Source organism: Inquilinus sp. KBS0705 (assembly GCA_005938025.2).
Taxonomy (GTDB): Bacteria; Bacteroidota; Bacteroidia; order Sphingobacteriales; family Sphingobacteriaceae; genus Mucilaginibacter.
This window is the reverse complement of sequence record VCCI02000001.1, coordinates 632,426-652,921: the sequence shown is the minus strand read 5'-3', so window position 1 is coordinate 652,921 and position 20,496 is coordinate 632,426. Positions and strand designations below refer to the sequence as shown.

Below are 20,496 nucleotides of genomic sequence, written 5' to 3'. Positions count from 1 at the left end.
CATGAATACTCCTACCCAATACTCCACCTTTGAAACTGAACTACGTGTAAGGCCTGACGACATAGATATGTTCCAGCATGTCCACAACAGCAAATATTTTGATTATGTGCTGGCCGCCCGTTACGACCAAATGGAGCGCTGTTATGGCATGGCTATGGAAAAATTTATGGAGCGCGGTTTTGGCTGGGTAGTGCGCACTGCACATGTAGATTATAAGCGCGCATTAGCAATGGGCGATTACTTTATAGTAAAAACAGGTATTGAAACCATTAACGATAAAGGTTGCAGGGTAGCTTTTACCCTAACCAACAAAGCTACCAACAAAGTATGCTGCGACGGCTATTTTGATTACGTAATGATTGATATGGCTACCGGCAAAGGTGCCAAAGTGCCCGATGATGTGATTGAACATTACCAGATATGACTATAATGGAAAAATATAATGTTTTTGATGCAGGAAATCATTTAAGACCCCATTTAAAAAAAGCTGATTTTGATGCGCTTCACGACTGGGAATTAGGATGGGCGCTATTAGAACCTTTAAATATTGCCGAATCAGATGATCATGAGAAAGAACTTGCAACAAGATTATCACCTGGACAAAAGGCACTTTACTTTTTTTGGTATTTAGATGGCGCTGTAACAAATGGTGGTTTTGTCCAATTTTATTTCAACAATTACCGCCGCTATTTAAATGTTATTAAAGAGGGCCTGATTTTAGTAGGAGATCAAAAACTTATTGAGCTTATTAATAAAGCAGATGATGAATACATAACTAACGATGATTTATTTAGCAGGCAGATTTCAATTAATAATCCAACTCCACTTTATGAATTAATTAGTTTTGAAGCATTGGATAATAAATATTATGATATACATGATAACACAATGCTTTTAATTGAACGGTATGCAAGGGCTAATCCTGGGGAATTTGTGACTTTAATACCAACCTAAGTGAAGAAATTATTATCAGCTCTTTTTTATCTTTTCCCTTTGTTCGTATCTGCCCAAAAATGGGATGCGAAATGGATAGCGTCTTCTGCCGGTAAGGATAGTAGCAACACCTGGCTGGTTTTTCGTAAAGGTGTAAATATTAAAAGTGTACCTGCCCATGCCTTTGCCAACATAGCTGCCGATAGCAAATACTGGTTATATATAAACGGTAAAACAGTAATTTTTGAAGGGGGCCTTAAACGCGGGCCAACGCCAAATGATACTTATTACGATACTGTAGATATTGCCAAATACTTAAAGCCGGGTAAAAATACAATAGCTGTACTACTTTGGTATTTTGGCAAGGATGGCTTTTCGCATAAAAGCAGTGGCAAAGCAGGTTTATTGTTTGATTGCCATGCAAACGACATACATATAACAAGCGATAAAACATGGCAATGTACTTTGCTTAAAGCCTATCAAATTGCCGGCCTGCCCCTGCCTAATTACCGCCTTTCCGAATCAAATATATTGTATGATGCACGTGCCGGCATAGGCAATTGGCGAAGCAGTATTTACAAAGGCAAAATGCCAAACGCTGTTGAATTAGGCAGCGCAGGCGTTTCGCCGTGGAATAAACTGGTGTTGCGCCCTATTCCATTGTTTAAAAATTATGGGCTAAAAAACTATACCAATATTCGCATATCCTCATCAGCTACTGCCGATACGGTTATAGCTCAAATGCCCTATAATGCTCAAATAACACCCTATTTAAAGGTTGATGCCGCCGCTGGTCAAAAAATAGTCATTTGCACAGATAATTACTTGTTTAACGATGGCGGCGAACCTAACCTACGTGGCGAATATATAACCAAAACTGGTCGTCAGGAATATGAAAGTTTGGGTTGGCTAAATGGCCAAAAGGTTTATTACATTATACCTAAAGGAGTAAAAGTACTCGCCCTTAAATACCGCGAAACGGGTTATGACACCGAATTAGCAGGGAGCTTTAACAGCAGCGATGCATTTTTTAATAAGCTATGGCAAAAATCGCAGCGTACGCTTTATATCACCATGCGCGATTGCTACATGGATTGCCCCGACCGCGAACGCGCGCAATGGACAGGTGATGCCACCAACGAATCGGGCGAAGGGTTTTATGCCTTATCGGTATCCAGCCATGCCCTAACCAAAAAATGGTTGCACGAGCTGATTAACTGGCAAAGGCCCGATAGCAGTTTATATGCCCCTGTACCCTCGGGTAGTTGGGACCGCGAACTGCCCGACCAGGTAGCAGCAAGTATTGGTGTATATGGCCTTTGGAATTATTACCTGCATACCGGCGATAAACAAACCATAGCCGACCTATACGACGGCACAAAACGCTATCTGGATAGCTGGAAAATTAACGACCAGGGCACCATTATTTTCCGCAAAGTGGGTTGGACGTGGGGCGACTGGGGCGATAACCGCGACCTGCTAGTATTGTTTAATTGCTGGTATTACATGGCCGCAAAAGGGATGCATAACATGGCTATTGAGTTAGGTAAAACAGACGATGCTGCCAAATATGCTGCAATAATGGACAGATTTAAGCCGGCGTTTAATAACCAATTTTGGAACGGCACAGCCTACCGCGATTCGGCCTATATGGATAAAACAGATGACCGTGCGCAAGCCCTTGCTGTAGTGGCAGGCCTGGCAGATAAGGATAAATTCCCTGCATTGTTAAACGTTTTTAAAACAGAAGAACATGCCAGCCCCTACATGGAAAAATATGTATTTGAGGCGATGTTTCAAATGGGTTACGAGGCGGATGCTTTAGCACGGCATAAAAAACGTTTTGGCCCTATGGTAAATAATCCAAATTTTACCACCTTGTTTGAAGGCTGGGGAATTGGCAAAGAGGGCTTTGGCGGTGGTACAGTAAACCACGCGTGGAGTGGCGGTGGCTTAACTATATTATCGCAATACCTGTGCGGTATCAGCCCTTTAACACCGGGGTATAAAACTTTTCAAATTATACCGCAGCCAGGCGATATTACCCGGGCTGAGGCTACTATAGCCTCGGTAGCGGGTAAAATAAAAAGCAGCTTTATAGCGGGCAATAGTATTTTTACACTAAATGCCGAAGTGCCGACGGGCACTACAGCTACAATAGGCATACCCAATAAAGGATACCATAATATTACACTAAATGGTATATTGATATGGAAGGATGGGGCTTACATTCCGTCAAAAATAACAAAAGCCTGCACAAGTGCAGGCCCTGGCCATATTATGTTTTGTGTAGATGCAGGTAATTGGTTATTCAAAGCCGGTTAAATTAAAATGCTGTAGCAGTCGCCACTGTTTTCCAATCTTCCATATCTTTTTTCACCATATCTATTTTTTGATAGGCCAGGTCGTAGGCATCTTGCCCTAAAAATAAATGCAGCGGCGCTGTTGGCGCTTCGGCCGCCTCAATAATTACAGCTACGCCTTTTTCTGGGTCGCCCTGCTGGGTGCCATTTATATCATTCTGGTGGGCCGCTTGTATAGCACGCACATCCTTATAATCCTGAATCTCGTTTTCAGGAACAGCCAATGCATCAGGATTAAGGAAGTTGGTACGGAAATATCCGGGCGAAACAACGGTAGCTTTTATACCAAAAGCTGCTGCTTCGGCAGCTAAAGATTCCGTAAAACCATCTACCGCAAATTTGGTGGCGCAATAGATACCGAAGCCGGGGAAATTACCTGTAAAGCCGCCAATAGATGATATATTAAATATATGCCCCGATTTTTGTGCACGCAGATGAGGCATTACCGCCCTTATTACATTTAACGACCCGAATACATTTACATTAAAGTTCTCGCGAGCTTCGCTGTCACTTAATTCTTCAAGGCTACCCAGTATACCATAGCCGGCATTGTTTACCACTACATCTATTTTGCCAAAGCGGGCAATGGCTTGATAAATGGCTTCGGCTACACTACCTTCGTCTTTAATATTTACAGCAAGCGGTAAAAAATTATCTGCTGCGCCTATGGCGTTATTAAGGTCGGTAACGTTACGTGATGTTGCTGCTACCTGGTAGCCTTTTTTTAATAGTTGTTTTACTAAGGTCAATCCCAGGCCTTTTGAGGCACCGGTAACAAACCATACTTTTTGTGTGTTCATTTTATTTGTTTTTGTAAGGTTAATATTAGTTATGCGCTGTAACTCATTGATCGGGTTATAGCTTCATTTACTTTAATTTCTTTTTCCAGGCGGGCTAATTTGGCCATGGCCCTGTCATAGGCATCATCGCCTAGTAAAAGGTAAAGGGGTGGGTTTTCCTGATAAGCTACATCTATAATAGCTGCAGCAGCTTTTTCGGGGTCTCCGGCCTGTCTGCCGTCCATTTGCAGGTAACGGTTATGCGATGCACTTACTGCGCTGTATCCGGTTATGGTGCCGGCAGCAATGGTAAGCGATTCTGGTGTCAAAAAACTGGTACGGAATGCGCCTGGGGCCACAACGGTAACCTTAACACCAAACTCTTTTACGTCTTCGGCCAACACCTCTGTTAACCCTACTATTGAAAATTTTGTAGCTGCATATACTGCCCAACCAATGCCAGGGGCTATACCGGCTATAGAAGAAATATTAATGATATGGCCCGATTGCTGTTTACGCATATAAGGCATTACATTACGTATAACGTTTAAGGTGCCAAATACATTAATATCAAAATTATCCCGCGTTTCGCGGTCGGTAAGTTCTTCAATACTGCCGCCAATGCCATAACCGGCATTATTAATAACTACATCTATACGGCCAAAGGCTTTTTTAGTGGAATGCAGGGCACAGCCTACGCTATCTTCATCAGCCAGGTCAACTTCAAGGGGTAAAAAGTTGTCGGATATATTATTAACAGCGTTTTTAAGCGATTTAAGGTTTCTGGATGTTGCAGCAACACGCTCGCCTGCTGCCAGTAATTGTTTTACCAGGCTAAGCCCGAAACCTTTTGAGGCACCTGTAATAAACCACGTTTTTTTGCTTTCCATATGTCTGTTGTTTTTGATAAAACAAAGGTATGGCTGCAAAGGCCCGTAGCATTACATCATTCAAACCAATACTTACAAAATTCAAACAATTCTGAAAGAGGACGGCGTAGTACTGGTTTGCTTTTTAAAAAAGTTGTTAAAATGGGCAGGCTCTTCAAAGCCCAGGCTATAGCTTATTTCGGCAACGTTCCAGTTGGTATGCCTTAGTAATACCTTGGCTTCGCTGGTGAGGCGTTCAAAAATGTGGGCTGTAGTAGTTTTGCCTGTGGTTTGGCGTATGGCCCTATTAAGGTGGTTTACATGTACCGATAACTGATCGGCAAAATCTTTAGCCGAGCGCAGGCTAAAGCGCTGTGACGGCGACTCGATAGGGAACTGACGCTCCAGCAACTCGGTAAATATGGCCGTAATGCGCGAATTGGCATCAGGGTGCTGGTATAAATTCTCGGTAGGTTGTATTTTTAAGGCGTAGTGTATCAGTTCGGTAACATAGTTACGTATCAGGTCGTACTTAAACCTGTATTCCGAATTGATTTCCTGAAGCATTTTATCAAATACACCGTCAACATAAGTATCCTGCTGCGCATTAAGCACATACGATGGTTTACCGCCGGGCATAAACATAGGCAGGTCGTGTATATTATTGCGCAGCATCTCTGTAAAAAAAGATTCCTTGAAAATGCAAAAGTACCCGCTGTGGTTATCGTCTAAATGCTCGATGGTATAGGGTACGTTGGGGTTAAAAAACAGCAAGGTAGGGCCATCGGTCTCCAAACTCTTATCTGCATAATGGATAATGTTTTTACCGCGGGTTAAGCTTATTTTGTAAAAATCCCGACGGGTATACTTCACCGGTTTGGCACCGGGCCAGTAACAGTCTTCCAGCCTGAAAACATTAAAGTGACCTACGTCCTGGCTCAAATTTTCGGGTAGCCAGTTTAGTTTGTATTTATAAAAATCTTCAAGTGTTTCTGTAACTGCCATGGCACAAAGTTACACAATTCAAACCAAAAGTTACAAATGCGTATCTTTTCCTTTCCACTTTCAGCTGTAAATTATTCCTTTTTTTTGTTCCGCATAGCGGGATATTTTCGTTTTTTTCGCTGCCCGGCACTCACTAATATAAAATTTAATCGCAATAAAAAAAGCTTTTTCTTTAGTCCGCTGCCGTCCGCCCGGACGGGCCGGTGCCTAACCGTAAAATGCAAATGTGTTTGCCTTGAAAATTAAGATCCAAAATCCCGCAGGTTTTACATCCCTCCTTCTATCAGCTTTCCATAAAACTCCATTAGGTTCAATCCCCTGGCACGTACCTGTTGCGGTATAAGGCTGGCGGCCGATTGGCCCGGTGTGGTATTGATCTCGATAAAATAAAACTCCTGCGTACCTTCCAGTAAAATAAAATCTACCCTAACCATGCCCCGGCAATTTAAGCGCTGGTAAACCTGGGTAACTATTTGGGCTATCTCGTGGTTCTTTTCTTCAGGCAGATCGGCGGGGGTAACCTCTTCTGATACGCCTGCAGTGTATTTGGCTTCGTAATCAAAAAACTCTTTGGTGGTAAATATTTCGGTTGCCGGCAGTACGGTTATCTTACCATCCAGGCGGGCAATGCCTATACTAAACTCGCGGCCTTTTATAAATTCCTCTATCAGTATCTGGCTGTCTTCATGAAAAGCTTTTTCAATTGCTTCCTGCAAGCCTGCTACATTTTGCACCTTGCTCATGCCCACACTGCTGCCCCCGTTATTTGGCTTAATAAACAGCGGGAACTTTAAATTAGCGGCTATGGTTGCCGTATCGTGCACATCGTGATTATGTAATTGTATAGAGCGGGCGGTATGTAAGCCATGTATGCCGTTAACAATGGCTTTGGTGTAGGCCTTATTCATAGTAATGGCCGATGTGGTGGCATCGCAAGTGTTGTAGGGTATGCCCATCATATCAAAATACCCCTGCAACTTACCATCCTCGCCGGGTGTACCATGTACAGTAATAAACGCGAAATCAAACTTTATTTTTTCGCCATTAAGCGTTAAGCTAAAATCATTTTTATCAACGGCTATGGTTTCGTTGCCGCCTTCGTAAACCCATGCGTCGCGGTTTATCAATATGGTAAAAACCTTGTATTTGGCGGTATCTAAATTGGCGGCTATATTTTTAGCGCTGTTGATAGATACTTCATATTCGCCGGAAAATCCACCGGCTAAAAGGGCTACGTTTATCATTTTCATGGTGGTTTTATTACAAAATCCGGATGCTTTATTGCTAATTACTTCCGAGTGCCCTAAAGTATCTTTTATTTGAAAAATAAGCTAATCCAAATGTATATTACTTGCAAAACGCGGCCCTGAATCCAAAATTGAAAATCCGAAATCCGAAATTATTAGCTATGTTTGAACTTAAATTCCGTACAGATACACATGAGTAATTTTTGGGCATATTTAAAATCCAAATACTTCCGCAATACTATATTAATGGTTACAGCAACCATTATTGCTGTAGTAATGATCGCTTTTTTTAGTTTAAATTATTATACCCGCCATGGTTCGGGCATACCTGTACCAAAACTTAAGGGACTTAATGTTGACAGGGCAATGGAATTGTTGAAAGACCAGGGCTTTAATGTAAAAATAGACAGCGTTTACGTACCCGACCAAACACCAGGCACCATAGTAGAGCAAGACCCTGATGCCGGTACAAATGTTAAGGAAGGCCGTACCATATACTTAACCATGGTTACCCAGTTAGCACCAAATGTATCGTTACCGGATCTGATAACAGAGCAAAGTATTTTCCGCGAAGCGGTAGCTACCCTATCTAACTATGGTTTAAAAGTGGGTGATACTACTTACCGATCGGACATTGCGCGCGACCGTGTATTGGAAGTGCGCTACAACGGGCAAATTATTAAGCCGGGCACCAAAATACCAAAAGGCTCAAGGCTGGACCTTGTTTTGGGTAACGGCGAGGGTGCCAGCGAGGTTGATGTACCAGAACTGATCAACCTTGACCTGGATGCGGCTAAGTTTGCCATTAAGGGTGCCGGTTTAACAATTGGTACCATAACTTACGAAGGCAATATAACCGACTCGACCAATGTAGTGGTGGTGTCGCAATCGCCCATGCGGTCCGACTCGTTAAGCAAAACCAGCATAGGCACCCGCATTAATTTAACGGTATCACAAGGCAAGGCAACAAATGAACCAAATTAATGCAGCCGAATTGCAGCAACGCATACAAAACGGCGAAAAGCTAAACCTGCTGGATGTAAGGGAAGTTATTGAATACCATACGTTTAATATAGGCGGCTTAAACATACCCCTGCCCAAACTAAAAGAAAGCATAACAAGCATTACTTACAACAAAACCGACGAGATCATCGTTATTTGCAGGGCAGGCATACGCAGCCTTACATCGCTCGACATTTTAACACAAAGCGGTTATAAAAACGTTGTGAACCTTAAAGGTGGTTTAATGGCCCTGCAAAAAGTAAACAGTAAATTTTAAAACATCCTCTCTTAATAGATATATGGCAACTAACCAAAAGTCATCAGGCGGCGTATTCAAAAAATTCATCATCGCGCTGGTGGTTATTATTGTGGTATCGCTGGCGGCAACAGGCGTATTTTATTACCTGCGTTTTTTTGGGCCAAACGTTACCGATAAGCAGGAATACCTTTACATACGCACCGGTTGGGGCTATAACGATGTATATAAAACCATAAAAGAGCAAGGCATTGTAAACGATACCACAACATTTGCCTGGGCAGCCAGCAACATGAAGTATGTGAAGATAAAGCCCGGTAAATACCGCCTTAAGGCAGGCATGAGCAACCGTAGCTTAATAAACATGCTAAAGGCAGGCAACCAGGAACCGGTTACGGTGTCTTTTCATAACCTGCGCCTAAAAGAGCAATTTGCAGGTTTTATATCAAAAAAACTGGAGCCGGATTCAGTGGCTTTTTTGCGCCTGTTAGATTCGGCACAGTTTGCTGCGCAATATGGCTTTACAACCGATAATATTTACACCGTATTTATTCCCAACTCCTATCAAGTTTACTGGAACACTACACCCGAAAAGTTTTTTAAACGGATGTACGATAACTACCAAGCATTTTGGACGCCTGAGCGCAAACAAAAAGCAGCAGCATTAAACCTAAACGAACAACAGGTATCAGTTTTAGCATCCATTGTTGATGCCGAGGCTTTACATGATGATGAAATGCCTATAATTGCCGGCTTATACCTTAACCGCCTGCAAAAGGGCATGAAACTACAGGCCGACCCTACAGTTATCTTCGCGATGAATGATTTTACCATTAAACGGGTGCTAAACCGTTACCTGGCAAAAGATTCGCCTTATAATACTTATCTGTATAAAGGTTTGCCACCGGGGCCGGTAATGATGCCATCGGTAAATGCCATTAACGCGGTATTAGATCATAAAAAGACCGACTACATATATATGTGCGCCAAGGAAGATTTTTCGGGTTACCACAATTTTGCTACTAACGAGGCCGATCATAAAATAAACGCCCGTAAATTTCAGCAAGCCCTTAACGAAAGGAACATTAAACGCTAATGTTTGAGAACGCTACTAAAATAAGGGTACGCTACGGCGAAACCGACCAGATGGGCTATATGTACTACGGAAACTACGCCGAGTTTTTTGAAGTTGGCCGTGTAGAGATGCTGCGCAGCCTTGGCCTTACCTACAGCGGCATGGAAGCCAGCGGCGTAATGATGCCTGTTTTAGAGATGTACAGCAAATACCTTAAGCCAGCCCGTTATGATGAGGAAATAACCGTAAATGTTATTATGGCCAAAATGCCCGGCGTTAAGATCCACTTTAAGTACGAGCTATTTAACGAAAAGCAGGAACTGATACATATTGGCGAAACGCTATTAGCCTTTATTAACATGAACACCAACCGCCCATGCTTGCCCCCGCAGGATTTTATTGATAAACTAAAGCCATTTTTTGAGTAATTTTAGCCATAATGAAATGGTTGCACCGTTTTTTACTGCATTTTAGATTTTACCAATACCTTACCGATTGGGCAAAAACCGTGTACATCCCTGGGTTTAGGCCGCTGCCCCTTTACACCGTAATTGTGTTTTTTGTTGAAGAGATACAAAAAACATCGTTAACCAATCGCGCGGCTGCATTGGCTTATAACTTTATGCTGGCCCTGTTCCCGGCCACCATATTTATATTTACCATGATACCTTATATACCGGTTAAGCACTTTCAATCGGAGTTGCTTAAGCTGCTCGCCCTTATATTACCTACCGATGCTTATAGGGCGTTTGAATCTAACCTGGTAGATATCATTGTTACCAAAAATGGCAAATTGCTTTCATTGGGTTTTATAACGGCTTTATATTTTGCTACCAATGGTGTAAGTAACCTAATGCAGGCATTTAACAAATCATCCTTAATATTAGAAACCCGCACGTGGCTTAAGCGCCGTATCATAGCCCTTGCGCTTACTGTAGTTATCAGTATCGCGCTGCTTATCGCCATTGTTATTATGATAGCCGGCCAATCGGTTATACATTATCTGCAACGCACACTTGATAGCGAAGCCCATTTTTGGTTTTACCTGATAGCCCTGTCGCGCTGGCTTATTATACTGGTTATATTTTTTGTGAGCATATGCATACTATACAGGTATGGGCCATCCAATAAACGTAAATGGAAGTTTATTAACCCCGGCTCGATACTGGCCACATCGCTGGCTATTTTAACATCAATAGGGTTTACCTACTACACTAATAACTTTTCGTCGTACAATAAGGTTTACGGCACTTTGGGCACCTTAATAGTGGTGATGGTATGGCTATACTTAAACTCGTTAATATTACTTATCGGGTTTGAATTAAATGCCAGTGTCGATCTTTCTAAGCGCACCATACGCATATCTAAACCCAGGTTTAACACCTTCCGCACACCTAAAACTGACAACACTGTCAAATAAGCGGTTGATTAACAGTTGCTTAATACTATTTTAAAAAAAGTGATATCTAAGTTTGGCAATTCGGCCCGGATTTGTACTTTTGTCCCCGGAGAGCTGGCAGAGTGGTCGATTGCGGCAGTCTTGAAAACTGTTGACTGTAACAGGTCCTGGGGTTCGAATCCCTAGCTCTCCGCTGAAAAGAGTACTAAATAACACTAAAAGCCTGCAAATCAACCATTTGCAGGCTTTTTTGTTTTCATTACGAAGCTGTTTTATACGCTAAATCGCCTATAAAACGTGAGTGTGGAGGTGAGTAAATCCGGCAAGGCAGTTTACTCACCAGAAATGGGTTAACGAATTGATTAACAGCGAGTTCAAAAAATGAACATCTTGTTTGAAATAGAGCGTAAACCTAATTTTGTTTCACCTTTTAATGTTTCAAATCATGAAAACATCTTTCAGCCTGCTTTTTTATCTAAAAAAGCCCAAAAACTATGTAGAAGGACCTGTTCCTATCTATATACGCATCACCATTAACGGCCAGCGCGCCGAAACTACCGTTTCCCGGGAATGTGAACCTAATGCCTGGCACGCAGCCGCGGGACGGATGAAGGGCACTAAGGAATCCGTCAGATCACTTAATGCTTACCTGGAAAACCTCCGTTCAAAAATAAATGACGCTCATGCGCAGCTAACGAGGAACGATGCAGTTGTCACCGCCGAGATCCTTAAAAACAAATTCCTGGGAAAAGAGGACCGTCCAAAAATGATCTTAGAGGTATTTGCAGAACATAATCAGCGATTTGGCATGCTGGTCGGCAAAGAAGTCGCAAAAGGCACACTCGATCGATATGAAGCTTCTTACAGGCACACGGAAAGATACATTCGTTCAAAATACAGGACCACAGATCTTGACATCAGAAAGATCGATCATGAATTTATCATGGGTTATGATTTCTGGCTAAGGACAGAACGTAATTGCAATAACAATTCCACGGTAAAGTATATCAAAAACTTTAAGAAGATCATCCTGCTCTGCCTGGATAACGGCTGGATCGACCGAAACCCATTTATAAAATACAAGGGGAAAGTCAAAGTGGTCGACAGACAATGTTTACAAGCCGACGAAATCGAGCGTATCCATCTTAAGGAATTTGCTGCCGCCAGATTGAATACCATAAAGGATATCTTTCTTTTCAGTTGTTATACCGGCCTGGCCTATGTTGATATCAGTAACCTGAGCCGGGCAGATCTTGTCGACCGGTTTGACGGGGAAACCTGGATCAATATCAACAGGCAAAAGACAGATATCCCCACGCGTGTTCCGCTACTCCCGCAGGCTTTGGATATTTTAGCCAAATATAAGGACCATCCGGTATGCTGTAATAGCGGTAAAGCCTTCCCTGTTCCTTCTAACCAAAAAATGAATAGCTATCTCAAGGAGATAGCTGACATCTGCGGGATCAATATTCCCCTGACCTTCCACATCGCCAGGCATACCTTCGCCACAACGGTGACCTTAGCAAACGGTGTGCCCATAGAAAGTGTGTCGGTAATGCTCGGCCATACCAATATTAAAACGACCCAGCAATATGCCAAGATCCTGAACATAAAGCTGAGCATGGACATGCAACTACTGAAAAACAAACTGTCAAACGGCCAAAAACAATTATCAGCAGACCAATAAGAACCTTATTCCAAAGCACAACACAATGAAAGAAGAAATAACGATCACTATACCTGATGAAATAGTTATGAATAAGATATATTATATCAGGGGTTATAAGGTCATGCTGGATAAAGACCTGGCAGAACTTTATAATGTCGAGACAAGAAACCTCAATAAGGCAGTTAACCGCAACCTGAAAAGGTTCCCTTCTGACTTTATGTTCCAGTTAACACCGGAAGAATTTAAAAACTTGATGTTCCAGAATGGAACATCAAGTTGGGGCGGTAACCGTAAAGCGCCAAACGTATTTACGGAACAGGGCGTATCCATGCTTTCCGGTATCCTCCACAGCGACAGGGCGATCTCGGTAAATATTCAGATCATGCGCATATTCACCAGGATAAGGGAAATGTTATTGGACAATACAGAATTAAGGCTGGAGATCGAAAAGATAAAAAGCAAACTGGACAACCAGGACAAGAACATGGAATTGGTCTTTCGATACCTTGATGAGTTGTTGGAGCAAAAAAATATCCCGGCTCAGAGACAAGGGATCGGCTATAAACCGGAGCGCTTTTGAATACACCATTATAAAAACCCCTTGTCCGACTCGGATAAAGTCGGATGAAAACAGAACCTGCGTCCGGTAATTTTGATCTCAATCAAATCGAAATTAAATGGCAACAGTTGAAATTTTAACAAGGGAAGATCTGCAGCAGTTCAGGGAACAACTACTGGAAGACATCCAAAATATACTTTCCATCCGCCCTACCCAGGTAAAAAAATGGCTCAAAAGTGCGGAGGTCAGAAAGATGTTAAACATATCGCCGAGCACCTTACAAAGCCTCCGGATAAACGGCATTTTAAATTTTACCCGTATAGGCAGCATCATGTATTATAAAAATGATGATATAACCAAATTGTTGGAGGGTAAAGACTAGCATGATATACGTTATCGACCATCTCCTGTCATTCTTTGCCCGGGCGGAAAAAGATCGGCGGCTATTACCGAGCCATATCAGCTTGTTTACGGCCGTATTAATGACAGTCCCGGCGAATAAATTAACCCTGCCTGTTAAAGTGATCCGAAAAGACCTGATGCGACTGGCACATATCAACTCGATCGCGACCTATCACAAGTGCATTAAAGAATTGGTCAATTACGGGTATATAGCATACACCCCTTCCTTTAACTATTACCAGGGCTGCCTGATCAGCTTAAAATGATCAATCATTTTCATTTCCTGGTTTAGGTTCCGAATTTACGCTGAATTACTTGTTTCACCATCTATCTCAAGTCACCATGCGTTATCCGCTTGCACCAGATGTGCTGTTACCGATGCCGACTGTCAGGCACGGGTTAAATCACACTTTCACAGGGCCCGGACCGCCGGCTGATCGGCGACGATGGGGACGGCTGGAGCGCCGGCGCCATCTTTAATTTTGAAGGGGGCTGCTATGCGAAATGTACCGGTCTTACCAGCAAGGACGATTCGCAGATATAGAATGCCATAACGGATTTTGCTGATGCAATAGCATTCAATTTATTTAAATAAAAATTGGTAAACAGCGTTTTAGAGCGGACAAAATAATCATCCCTGTTCGCTACAGGAATTCGATGGCGGTGACCTGGAGCCGGCTTGATTTTGTATCTTCGCGCGTTTAACCAAATGAAAATGACCCTTTGCGAATTTGAATTGCTTAATGACGAAGAAAAGGCATTCGTAGCGATGCAGGGTGATTTTTTGGACGTACGCATTGAGGGACAGTACAAGGTCGCTTTGTACAGCCACCCGGGCTTTTACACGGAGGTCTTTTACGATGGTCTGTCAAACGCTGTTGTGCGTTGCAGGGGGTTTACATCATCCCGTGAACTGGCGGCCTATATCCGTCTCAGCTGATCACTCCGTGAATATCGCCATTGGGTCAAATCCGAGGTTGATCACCAATTGCCGGTGACTGACGATACGTCGAGGTAACAGGGCCCGCTTTTCAGCCGGCAGGTTAGGCATCCAATAGCATAATAGCTCGTCATTATACCTGATGATCTTATAATAATGGGTGGGCACGGTGACCGTGATGCCGTTCTTCGTATAGGTCTGCTGACTGCCATACGTTCCGCACCAGATACGGACGCTATCAGTTTGGTCAGTCAATTTACGGCATAATTCCTCCGTTGCGATCTCCGTCCCGATATTCTGGCCCTGGAATTCCATTCCGGCATTAAACGTATATGTATCAGAAAGAATAGCCGCATCCGCGCACCAGGCTAACAATACCCAGGCCTGGCAGTGCCCTTTGGCGATCATGTCAGGCGACCGGCTATTGGCCTCCCGGTACACTTTTGTCTCATCCGGCTGGCCATAGGCGGGATGCCAGGCCGCGTAAATGCCGGTCCGTGGAATGCGGGCCAATTCCTGCGCCAACCGATGTGCCCGCGTATAAATGTAAAACGTCACCAGCGGCATATGCCGGTCCGTATCGGCGACCGATCGGTAATAGGGATTGACCCATAATTTGCAGGAAGGGCAGAAGTCGGATCGCTGTGTCGGGTATCGCTGGTAAAGCGCCTTGACGTAGGCGGCATCGACGGTTTGTGCGCCGAGCCCGGTCCAGCCGATCAGGAAAAACAACAGCAAATAAATTCGTTTCATCGGGACGGCTAAGGTGGCTAAATATAACAAAAAGTCTCCAGACACCCGCAACAGGCGCTTCCTGATAGCTGCGAGAAAAAACCGGGTACCCGGTATAATTGCCTGCATTCTGACCATTAAATAACAAAACAGCTATCGTTGACCGCATGGGAACGGCTGCTGTACAATGCCGGGATAATGACAAATAAAATCCGTCAAACTGACATTACTTAGTGTATTGAAAATTATTTTAATGCAATACAAAAACATACTTAATATATTGATTTATAACCGTTTAATCATGGTGTAAATACTACAATATGTAATTTTTTATCAAAAATCGCTTGGAACTTAGTGTATCAAAACAATACTTTTGCAGCAACCAATTACAGACTTATAGCTTCATGAACAACCAAATTAACAAAGCCCCTGACCTGGGATACCTGGACCTGTCGGGGGCTGCCGCCATTCACTACCAGCTTGGACCCGCGCAATTAATAGAGGCCTCGATCCGCCGGAAAGAGGGCCAGCTCACCGACACGGGCGCGCTGGCCATTGATACCGGGGAATTTACCGGGCGGTCACCCAAGGACCGCTTTATCGTCGATGACCATATCAGCCATGACGCCGTTCACTGGGGACCGGTGAATTTTAAGTTTGACGGCGCGCACTTCCATAACTTGTGGAGGAAAATGACCGGCTATTTAGCGGGCAAGGAGATCTTTGTCCGGGACGCCGCCGCCTGTGAAGAGGAGAAATACAGGATCCGGCTGCGGGTGATCACCGAAACGGCCTACCAGAACCTTTTCGTTCATTCCCTGCTCATCCGGCCTGAAGCAGCCGAACCGGAACGAACACCCGAATGGACCATCATTGCCGCGCCGGGATTCAGGGCTGACCCTGAAAAGGACGGGACAAGGCAAAAGAACTTTACGATCATCAGCTTCAGTAAAAAGATGATCCTCATCGGCGGTACCGGTTACACCGGGGAGATCAAAAAGGCGGTTTTCACGATCCTCAACTTCCTGTTGCCGCATGAACACCGGGTACTGCCGATGCACTGCGCGGCAAATACAGGGCGGGGCGGTGACACCGCCTTGTTCTTCGGTCTGTCCGGCACGGGTAAAACAACGCTTTCTTCGGACCCGGACCGCCGGCTGATCGGCGACGATGAGCACGGCTGGAGCGACAGCGCCATCTTTAATTTTGAAGGGGGCTGTTACGCGAAATGTTCGGGGCTCACGGTCACCGACGAACCGCAGATCTATAATGCCATACATTACGGGGCTTTACTCGAAAATATCAATTTTCTGCCGGGTACGCGCAGCGTCAACTACCAGGATATTGCAAAAACAGAGAACACACGTGTCGCCTATCCGCTGTCCTTCGTCAGTGCCGGGGCAGCACCATTGATCGGTGACACCCCCAAGCATATTTTTTTCCTGACGGCGGACGCGTTCGGCGTATTGCCGCCGATCGCCAGGTTAAGCACCGACCAGGCGATGTATTATTTTCTTTCAGGTTACACGGCGAAGATCGCCGGAACGGAGAACGGGATAACCGAGCCGGTATTGACCTTTTCCGCCTGTTACGGTGAGGCCTTCCTGCCGCTCAGCCCCGTGATCTATGCCAAATTGCTGGGTGAAAAGATCAAAAGCAATGCGGTCAGTGTATGGATGGTGAATACCGGCTGGACCGGCGGCGCTTACGGCACCGGCCGGCGCATCAGCCTCAGCCATACCCGCGCGCTGATCCGTGCCGCGCTGAACGGCACACTGGATGAGGCCGAATACCATGCCCACCCCCACTTCGGGCTCCGGATGCCGCGGACCTGCCCGGCGGTACCGCCGGATATCCTTGACCCGAGAAATACATGGAAGGACAAGGACGCCTATGAAGATGCCGCGGTGAAACTCGCGGCGGCATTCACCGCTAATTTCCGGAGATACCTTAGTGCTGAAACCACCTATCTGCTCAACGCCGCCCCGCTTTGTATGCTGGCCGTATAACAAACCGATCATGTCAAAAGTCGTTACACTGGGACAATTCATTATTGAAAAACAGGCGGATTTTCCCTACGCCAAGGGAGAACTATCCAGGCTATTGCGGGATATAGCCATCGCCGCCAAGATCGTCAACAGAGAGGTCAATAAAGCTGGCCTTATGGACATCCTCGGGCAGGCCGGCAGCACCAATATCCAGGGAGAATCTCAGCAAAAGCTGGATATATTCGCGAATGAGCAATTTATCGCGGCGCTGAGAAGCGGCGGAGAATGCTGCATCGTCGCCTCAGAGGAAAATGAGGACATCATTGTTATAGACCCTAAAGAAAGGAAAGCGGGAAAATACGTGGTGGCCATTGATCCGCTGGATGGTTCTTCCAATATTGACGTTAACGTACCGGTCGGCAGCATCTTTTCCATTTACCGGAAACATGACCAGGAATGCAGGCCGCAGTTAGGGGATGTGATGCAAAAAGGAACAGAGCAGGTAGCGGCCGGGTATATCATTTACGGATCATCAACCATGCTGGTCTATACCACCGGCAAGGGGGTAAACGGATTTACGCTTGACCCGTCCATCGGTGAATTTTGCTTATCCCACCCGGAAATGAAAATACCAGAGAACGGGTTTATCTATTCCATTAACGAGGGGAACTATATGCATTTTCCAAAAGGCGTCAAACAGTATATCAAATATTGCCAGGAAGAGGATATTCATTCCAAACGGCCCTATACATCCCGTTATATCGGTTCCATGGTTGCAGACATACACCGTAACCTGATCAAAGGCGGGATATTTATTTATCCGCATACTGCGGCGACCCCAGCGGGAAAACTGAGGCTGGTCTACGAATGTAACCCCATGGCATTCATCATTGAACAGGCAGGGGGCCGCGCGTCGAATGGCAGGGAACGGATACTGGAACTGGGCGTTACTGAACTTCACCAGCGCACCCCTGTGTTTATCGGTTCCAAAAATATGGTAATACAGGCAGAACGTTTTCTAAAGGAGGCCATCGACCTGACCTATATCTATGATGAGAACAACGGGTATGCCTTTATTAATGATTAGGTTCGGGCGAATAGAACAGCCTATGGCAAAAAAGATCCGGCACATCCAGCGATTTCGATAAAATAGCGCCCCGTGTTTTACACCACACGACATACAACCGTAAAACACGGGGCGAAACGGGGCTGCGGTGCGCCGCAGCCCGCCGGGCTTTTTACATTTCTGACCGCCTGATTGATTTAAGCGGGTTCGTAAATGGCGATATCGACTGCCAATGAGCCCAAATAGCTTTCGATCATTTTTTTGACCTTTAGCCATTCCCGCAACCTAATGCCGGCATAGCTAAAGAATGAATTCGGTTTTCCATCAGATAGGAAGCAAGCATGACCAGTCCTTTTTCAATATATTCGTATTTGGAGGGATTTTTCCAATCCTGCTTAGTCGGAAAATTAATGACCAGTGTTTCGCCATATAGCAGATTCGTATCCCTGACAGCCAGTAATTGCCCTGTGCTGAACTGGCCTCCGAGGCAGGCTTCCTTATATTTTTTATAATTATGGCCAAAGGCAATTTTGAATTGCAGGGCAATACCTTTGCCCATCACGCCGACCGTATTCACCGTGTTGACCAAAGCCTCGGCAGGGTCTTCAAGCAAATTTCCTTTTTTATAAGTGATCTTTTTGCGGATAATAAAGTCAGGTGATTTTCAGCGGCTGCATACGGAACTCTTTCAGGTTCAGAAAAAAGCCACGGTTAAAAAGCATGCCCTCCCGGAACAACTGCCATAATAGGGATGCCCCGCAATTAGCCAAAGCGGAATTGATGAATAAGTCCTGTTTGGTCAGGGCTTCAGCAAGTGAACAACTTGGGGTATTATCAGATTGCTCCGAAGCCAGCAACAAATCTTTAAACTCCCCGGTCACCAAAGGCAGGCTATCTACCGTTTTGTACATTGCGGAAGCAGGTTGTGTGATTTTTTCCAAAGTGGACAGCACGACCTGCCCCCCGTCCCTGTTGTTGCCGAAATCCATCCAGTATTTCGCCCTGCCACGGCCGTGGTGCTGCTTGCGTACCGACCGTAATACATCTGCTATCTCGAACCTTGCCTGTACCGTATCGACACAGGAAATCGTGATAACGGCGGTTGCTTCATCCATGCGGGAAAGCATATCGCTGCTATAACGTTCTGTTTCCGCTTTCCAGTTCGTTCCGAAAAAACGGTTGATACGGTTGATAAGCGCTACGGATTTAAATAAGCCCAGTTCGGCGGTGGTAAAAAGCTGCCTGCCGAGGTTGGCAGCATCAACCTTATCATCGTCAAATACCCGCACGAACAGCCCTGCATGCCCCAATGCGATGAGGGCATGGTTCATCCTTGCCAAAGCGGTGAGTACCTGCCCGCCCGTGCCGCCTGCACCGATAAGGTTTACAGTTACGGGGTTGTAAGGCTGTAACAATTCGTTCTCTGCGAAATGCACGGCAGGCTTTGCTCCGTTTGTTTTTTGCTTTTTCATCCGATAAGTTGTTTTAGTGTCGACCTTGTTTTTATAAGTTCCGCCTGCGGGAATTCGCAGCCTGTTTTGCGCAGCTTTTCCCAAAGCAGCTTCGTGTCCGTTTTGGTGCTGCTGTTGCCGTTGATGGAATGGCTGAAATAGCTGCTAAAGAAATACTGTTCCCATTCCTGCATAAAATCCTCCAGGCAGCTTGTGCACGCGATTTGAATGCTGACCGTCCCCATGCAAACGTTACCGTTTGCATAAATATTAAAGAACGGCGCATGGCAAAGGGTGGTAGATTCGCAGGGCCTGGCTTTACCTTTAACGGCATAGACCGATAGTTTCGAGCCGTCCGCTTTCCATACCAATGCAGGGATTTTTGCATTACCCGAGGGTATGCCGAGCGCATCGGTAAAGAACAGCGTAACTTCCCGCGGCGGCGTGTGCCAAACCGCAAACCCGTTCACCTGCTGGTCGACATACAATACTTTTTGCGGAAGTAAGCCACGGCTTTTTAGGAAGCCGCCTTTTACGTCCTGCGCCGATTGCAGCACTTCGGACAGGGCAATCATTTCTTTGACCGATAGGGGGTGCGCATTAACAGGCTGCCCATTCCTGCCGATATCATAGCTTTCCACATATATTTCGGGCTGTATATCCTCCTGCCGCTGCATGGCTTCCGTTCGCTGCTGCCCGTAAATCAGCAGGGCTTTTACAGGGGCTAAGCCTATATTAAATTGCTCTGTAATATTTTTCAT

At 45.0% G+C, this 20,496-nt stretch carries 23 protein-coding genes and 1 pseudogene; 16 read left to right on the top strand and 8 right to left on the bottom strand.

What is annotated here, in order from left to right; translation table 11 throughout:
• Position 1: 1 nt before the first annotated feature.
• Genes FFF34_003015 through FFF34_003005 form a run of 3 tightly spaced genes read left to right on the top strand, consistent with a single transcriptional unit; the run spans position 2 to position 3,258 of the window.
• Positions 2–424 carry an acyl-CoA thioesterase gene (locus tag FFF34_003015; GenBank protein TSD66388.1) on the top strand — a complete coding sequence of 141 codons (423 nt, stop codon included), beginning with the start codon at positions 2–4 and terminating at the stop codon, positions 422–424.
• Entirely contained in the window at positions 421–954 is a 534-nt protein-coding gene (locus tag FFF34_003010; GenBank protein TSD66387.1) for a DUF4375 domain-containing protein, read from the top strand. The genes FFF34_003015 and FFF34_003010 overlap by 4 nt, the downstream gene beginning before the upstream one ends.
• Positions 955–3,258, top strand: coding sequence for a Bacterial alpha-L-rhamnosidase (locus FFF34_003005; protein TSD66386.1), 2,304 nt, complete (start codon positions 955–957; stop codon positions 3,256–3,258).
• Position 3,259: 1 nt separating this feature from the next.
• Here FFF34_003005 and FFF34_003000 read toward each other — a convergent pair whose 3' ends face one another.
• From FFF34_003000 to FFF34_002985, 4 genes are all read right to left on the bottom strand, one after another.
• The gene (locus tag FFF34_003000) at positions 3,260–4,096 is read right to left on the bottom strand and encodes an SDR family oxidoreductase (GenBank protein ID TSD66385.1); all 837 of its coding nucleotides are present in this window, start codon (positions 4,094–4,096) and stop codon (positions 3,260–3,262) included.
• A gap of 29 nt (positions 4,097–4,125) precedes the next feature.
• Positions 4,126–4,965: an SDR family NAD(P)-dependent oxidoreductase gene (locus FFF34_002995; protein ID TSD66384.1), complete on the bottom strand. Its 840-nt coding sequence runs from the start codon at positions 4,963–4,965 to the stop codon at positions 4,126–4,128.
• Between the two features lie 81 nt (positions 4,966–5,046).
• On the bottom strand, positions 5,047–5,949 hold the full coding sequence (locus FFF34_002990) for a helix-turn-helix domain-containing protein (protein TSD66383.1): 903 nt from the start codon (positions 5,947–5,949) through the stop codon (positions 5,047–5,049).
• A 266-nt stretch (positions 5,950–6,215) separates the two neighbouring features.
• A complete protein-coding gene (locus FFF34_002985; protein TSD67945.1) occupies positions 6,216–7,193 on the bottom strand; it encodes a D-alanine--D-alanine ligase in 978 nt (325 codons plus the stop codon).
• Between the two features lie 195 nt (positions 7,194–7,388).
• Here FFF34_002985 and FFF34_002980 point away from each other — a divergent pair, with 195 nt between their 5' ends.
• The 11 genes and pseudogenes from FFF34_002980 (at position 7,389) to FFF34_002930 (ending at position 14,498) form a co-directional block, all read left to right on the top strand.
• Entirely contained in the window at positions 7,389–8,180 is a 792-nt protein-coding gene (locus tag FFF34_002980) for a PASTA domain-containing protein (protein TSD66382.1), read from the top strand.
• Complete coding sequence (locus FFF34_002975) at positions 8,167–8,475, top strand: rhodanese-like domain-containing protein (GenBank protein TSD66381.1); 309 nt, start codon at positions 8,167–8,169, stop codon at positions 8,473–8,475. The genes FFF34_002980 and FFF34_002975 overlap by 14 nt, the downstream gene beginning before the upstream one ends.
• 22 nt (positions 8,476–8,497) lie before the next feature.
• Positions 8,498–9,550 carry an endolytic transglycosylase MltG gene (gene mltG, locus FFF34_002970; protein TSD66380.1) on the top strand — a complete coding sequence of 351 codons (1,053 nt, stop codon included), beginning with the start codon at positions 8,498–8,500 and terminating at the stop codon, positions 9,548–9,550.
• On the top strand, positions 9,550–9,957 hold the full coding sequence (locus FFF34_002965; GenBank protein ID TSD66379.1) for an acyl-CoA thioesterase: 408 nt from the start codon (positions 9,550–9,552) through the stop codon (positions 9,955–9,957). The genes mltG and FFF34_002965 overlap by 1 nt, the downstream gene beginning before the upstream one ends.
• A gap of 11 nt (positions 9,958–9,968) precedes the next feature.
• On the top strand, positions 9,969–10,949 hold the full coding sequence (locus FFF34_002960) for a YihY/virulence factor BrkB family protein (GenBank protein ID TSD66378.1): 981 nt from the start codon (positions 9,969–9,971) through the stop codon (positions 10,947–10,949).
• A gap of 424 nt (positions 10,950–11,373) precedes the next feature.
• Positions 11,374–12,615, top strand: coding sequence for a site-specific integrase (locus FFF34_002955; protein ID TSD66377.1), 1,242 nt, complete (start codon positions 11,374–11,376; stop codon positions 12,613–12,615).
• Positions 12,616–12,640: 25 nt separating this feature from the next.
• Positions 12,641–13,177 carry an ORF6N domain-containing protein gene (locus FFF34_002950; GenBank protein TSD66376.1) on the top strand — a complete coding sequence of 179 codons (537 nt, stop codon included), beginning with the start codon at positions 12,641–12,643 and terminating at the stop codon, positions 13,175–13,177.
• 97 nt (positions 13,178–13,274) lie between these two features.
• The gene (locus tag FFF34_002945; protein TSD66375.1) at positions 13,275–13,538 is read left to right on the top strand and encodes a helix-turn-helix domain-containing protein; all 264 of its coding nucleotides are present in this window, start codon (positions 13,275–13,277) and stop codon (positions 13,536–13,538) included.
• Between the two features lie 100 nt (positions 13,539–13,638).
• Positions 13,639–13,824, top strand: coding sequence for a hypothetical protein (locus tag FFF34_002940; protein ID TSD66374.1), 186 nt, complete (start codon positions 13,639–13,641; stop codon positions 13,822–13,824).
• Positions 13,825–13,922: 98 nt separating this feature from the next.
• Positions 13,923–14,102: pseudogene (locus FFF34_002935) on the top strand (phosphoenolpyruvate carboxykinase (ATP)).
• Positions 14,103–14,243: 141 nt separating this feature from the next.
• A complete protein-coding gene (locus FFF34_002930) occupies positions 14,244–14,498 on the top strand; it encodes a hypothetical protein (protein ID TSD66373.1) in 255 nt (84 codons plus the stop codon).
• Here the strand turns inward: FFF34_002930 and FFF34_002925 are convergent, their stop codons facing one another.
• Entirely contained in the window at positions 14,499–15,368 is an 870-nt protein-coding gene (locus FFF34_002925) for a DNA/RNA non-specific endonuclease (protein ID TSD66372.1), read from the bottom strand.
• A gap of 266 nt (positions 15,369–15,634) precedes the next feature.
• On the opposite strand from FFF34_002925, the gene pckA reads away from it, so the two are divergent.
• Together pckA and FFF34_002915 are read left to right on the top strand one after the other, a co-directional pair.
• Positions 15,635–17,239: a phosphoenolpyruvate carboxykinase (ATP) gene (gene pckA / locus FFF34_002920; protein TSD66371.1), complete on the top strand. Its 1,605-nt coding sequence runs from the start codon at positions 15,635–15,637 to the stop codon at positions 17,237–17,239.
• 10 nt (positions 17,240–17,249) lie between these two features.
• Complete coding sequence (locus FFF34_002915; GenBank protein TSD66370.1) at positions 17,250–18,305, top strand: class 1 fructose-bisphosphatase; 1,056 nt, start codon at positions 17,250–17,252, stop codon at positions 18,303–18,305.
• 247 nt (positions 18,306–18,552) lie between these two features.
• Here the strand turns inward: FFF34_002915 and FFF34_002910 are convergent, their stop codons facing one another.
• From FFF34_002910 to FFF34_002900, 3 genes are read right to left on the bottom strand one after another with little or no spacing between them, the layout of a single operon-like run.
• Positions 18,553–18,897 carry a macro domain-containing protein gene (locus FFF34_002910; GenBank protein TSD66369.1) on the bottom strand — a complete coding sequence of 115 codons (345 nt, stop codon included), beginning with the start codon at positions 18,895–18,897 and terminating at the stop codon, positions 18,553–18,555.
• A 40-nt stretch (positions 18,898–18,937) separates the two neighbouring features.
• Entirely contained in the window at positions 18,938–19,756 is an 819-nt protein-coding gene (locus FFF34_002905; GenBank protein ID TSD66368.1) for a PRTRC system ThiF family protein, read from the bottom strand.
• Positions 19,753–20,496, bottom strand: a complete 744-nt coding sequence (locus FFF34_002900; protein TSD66367.1) for a PRTRC system protein B — start codon at positions 20,494–20,496, stop codon at positions 19,753–19,755. Before FFF34_002900 ends, FFF34_002905 begins: the two co-directional genes overlap by 4 nt.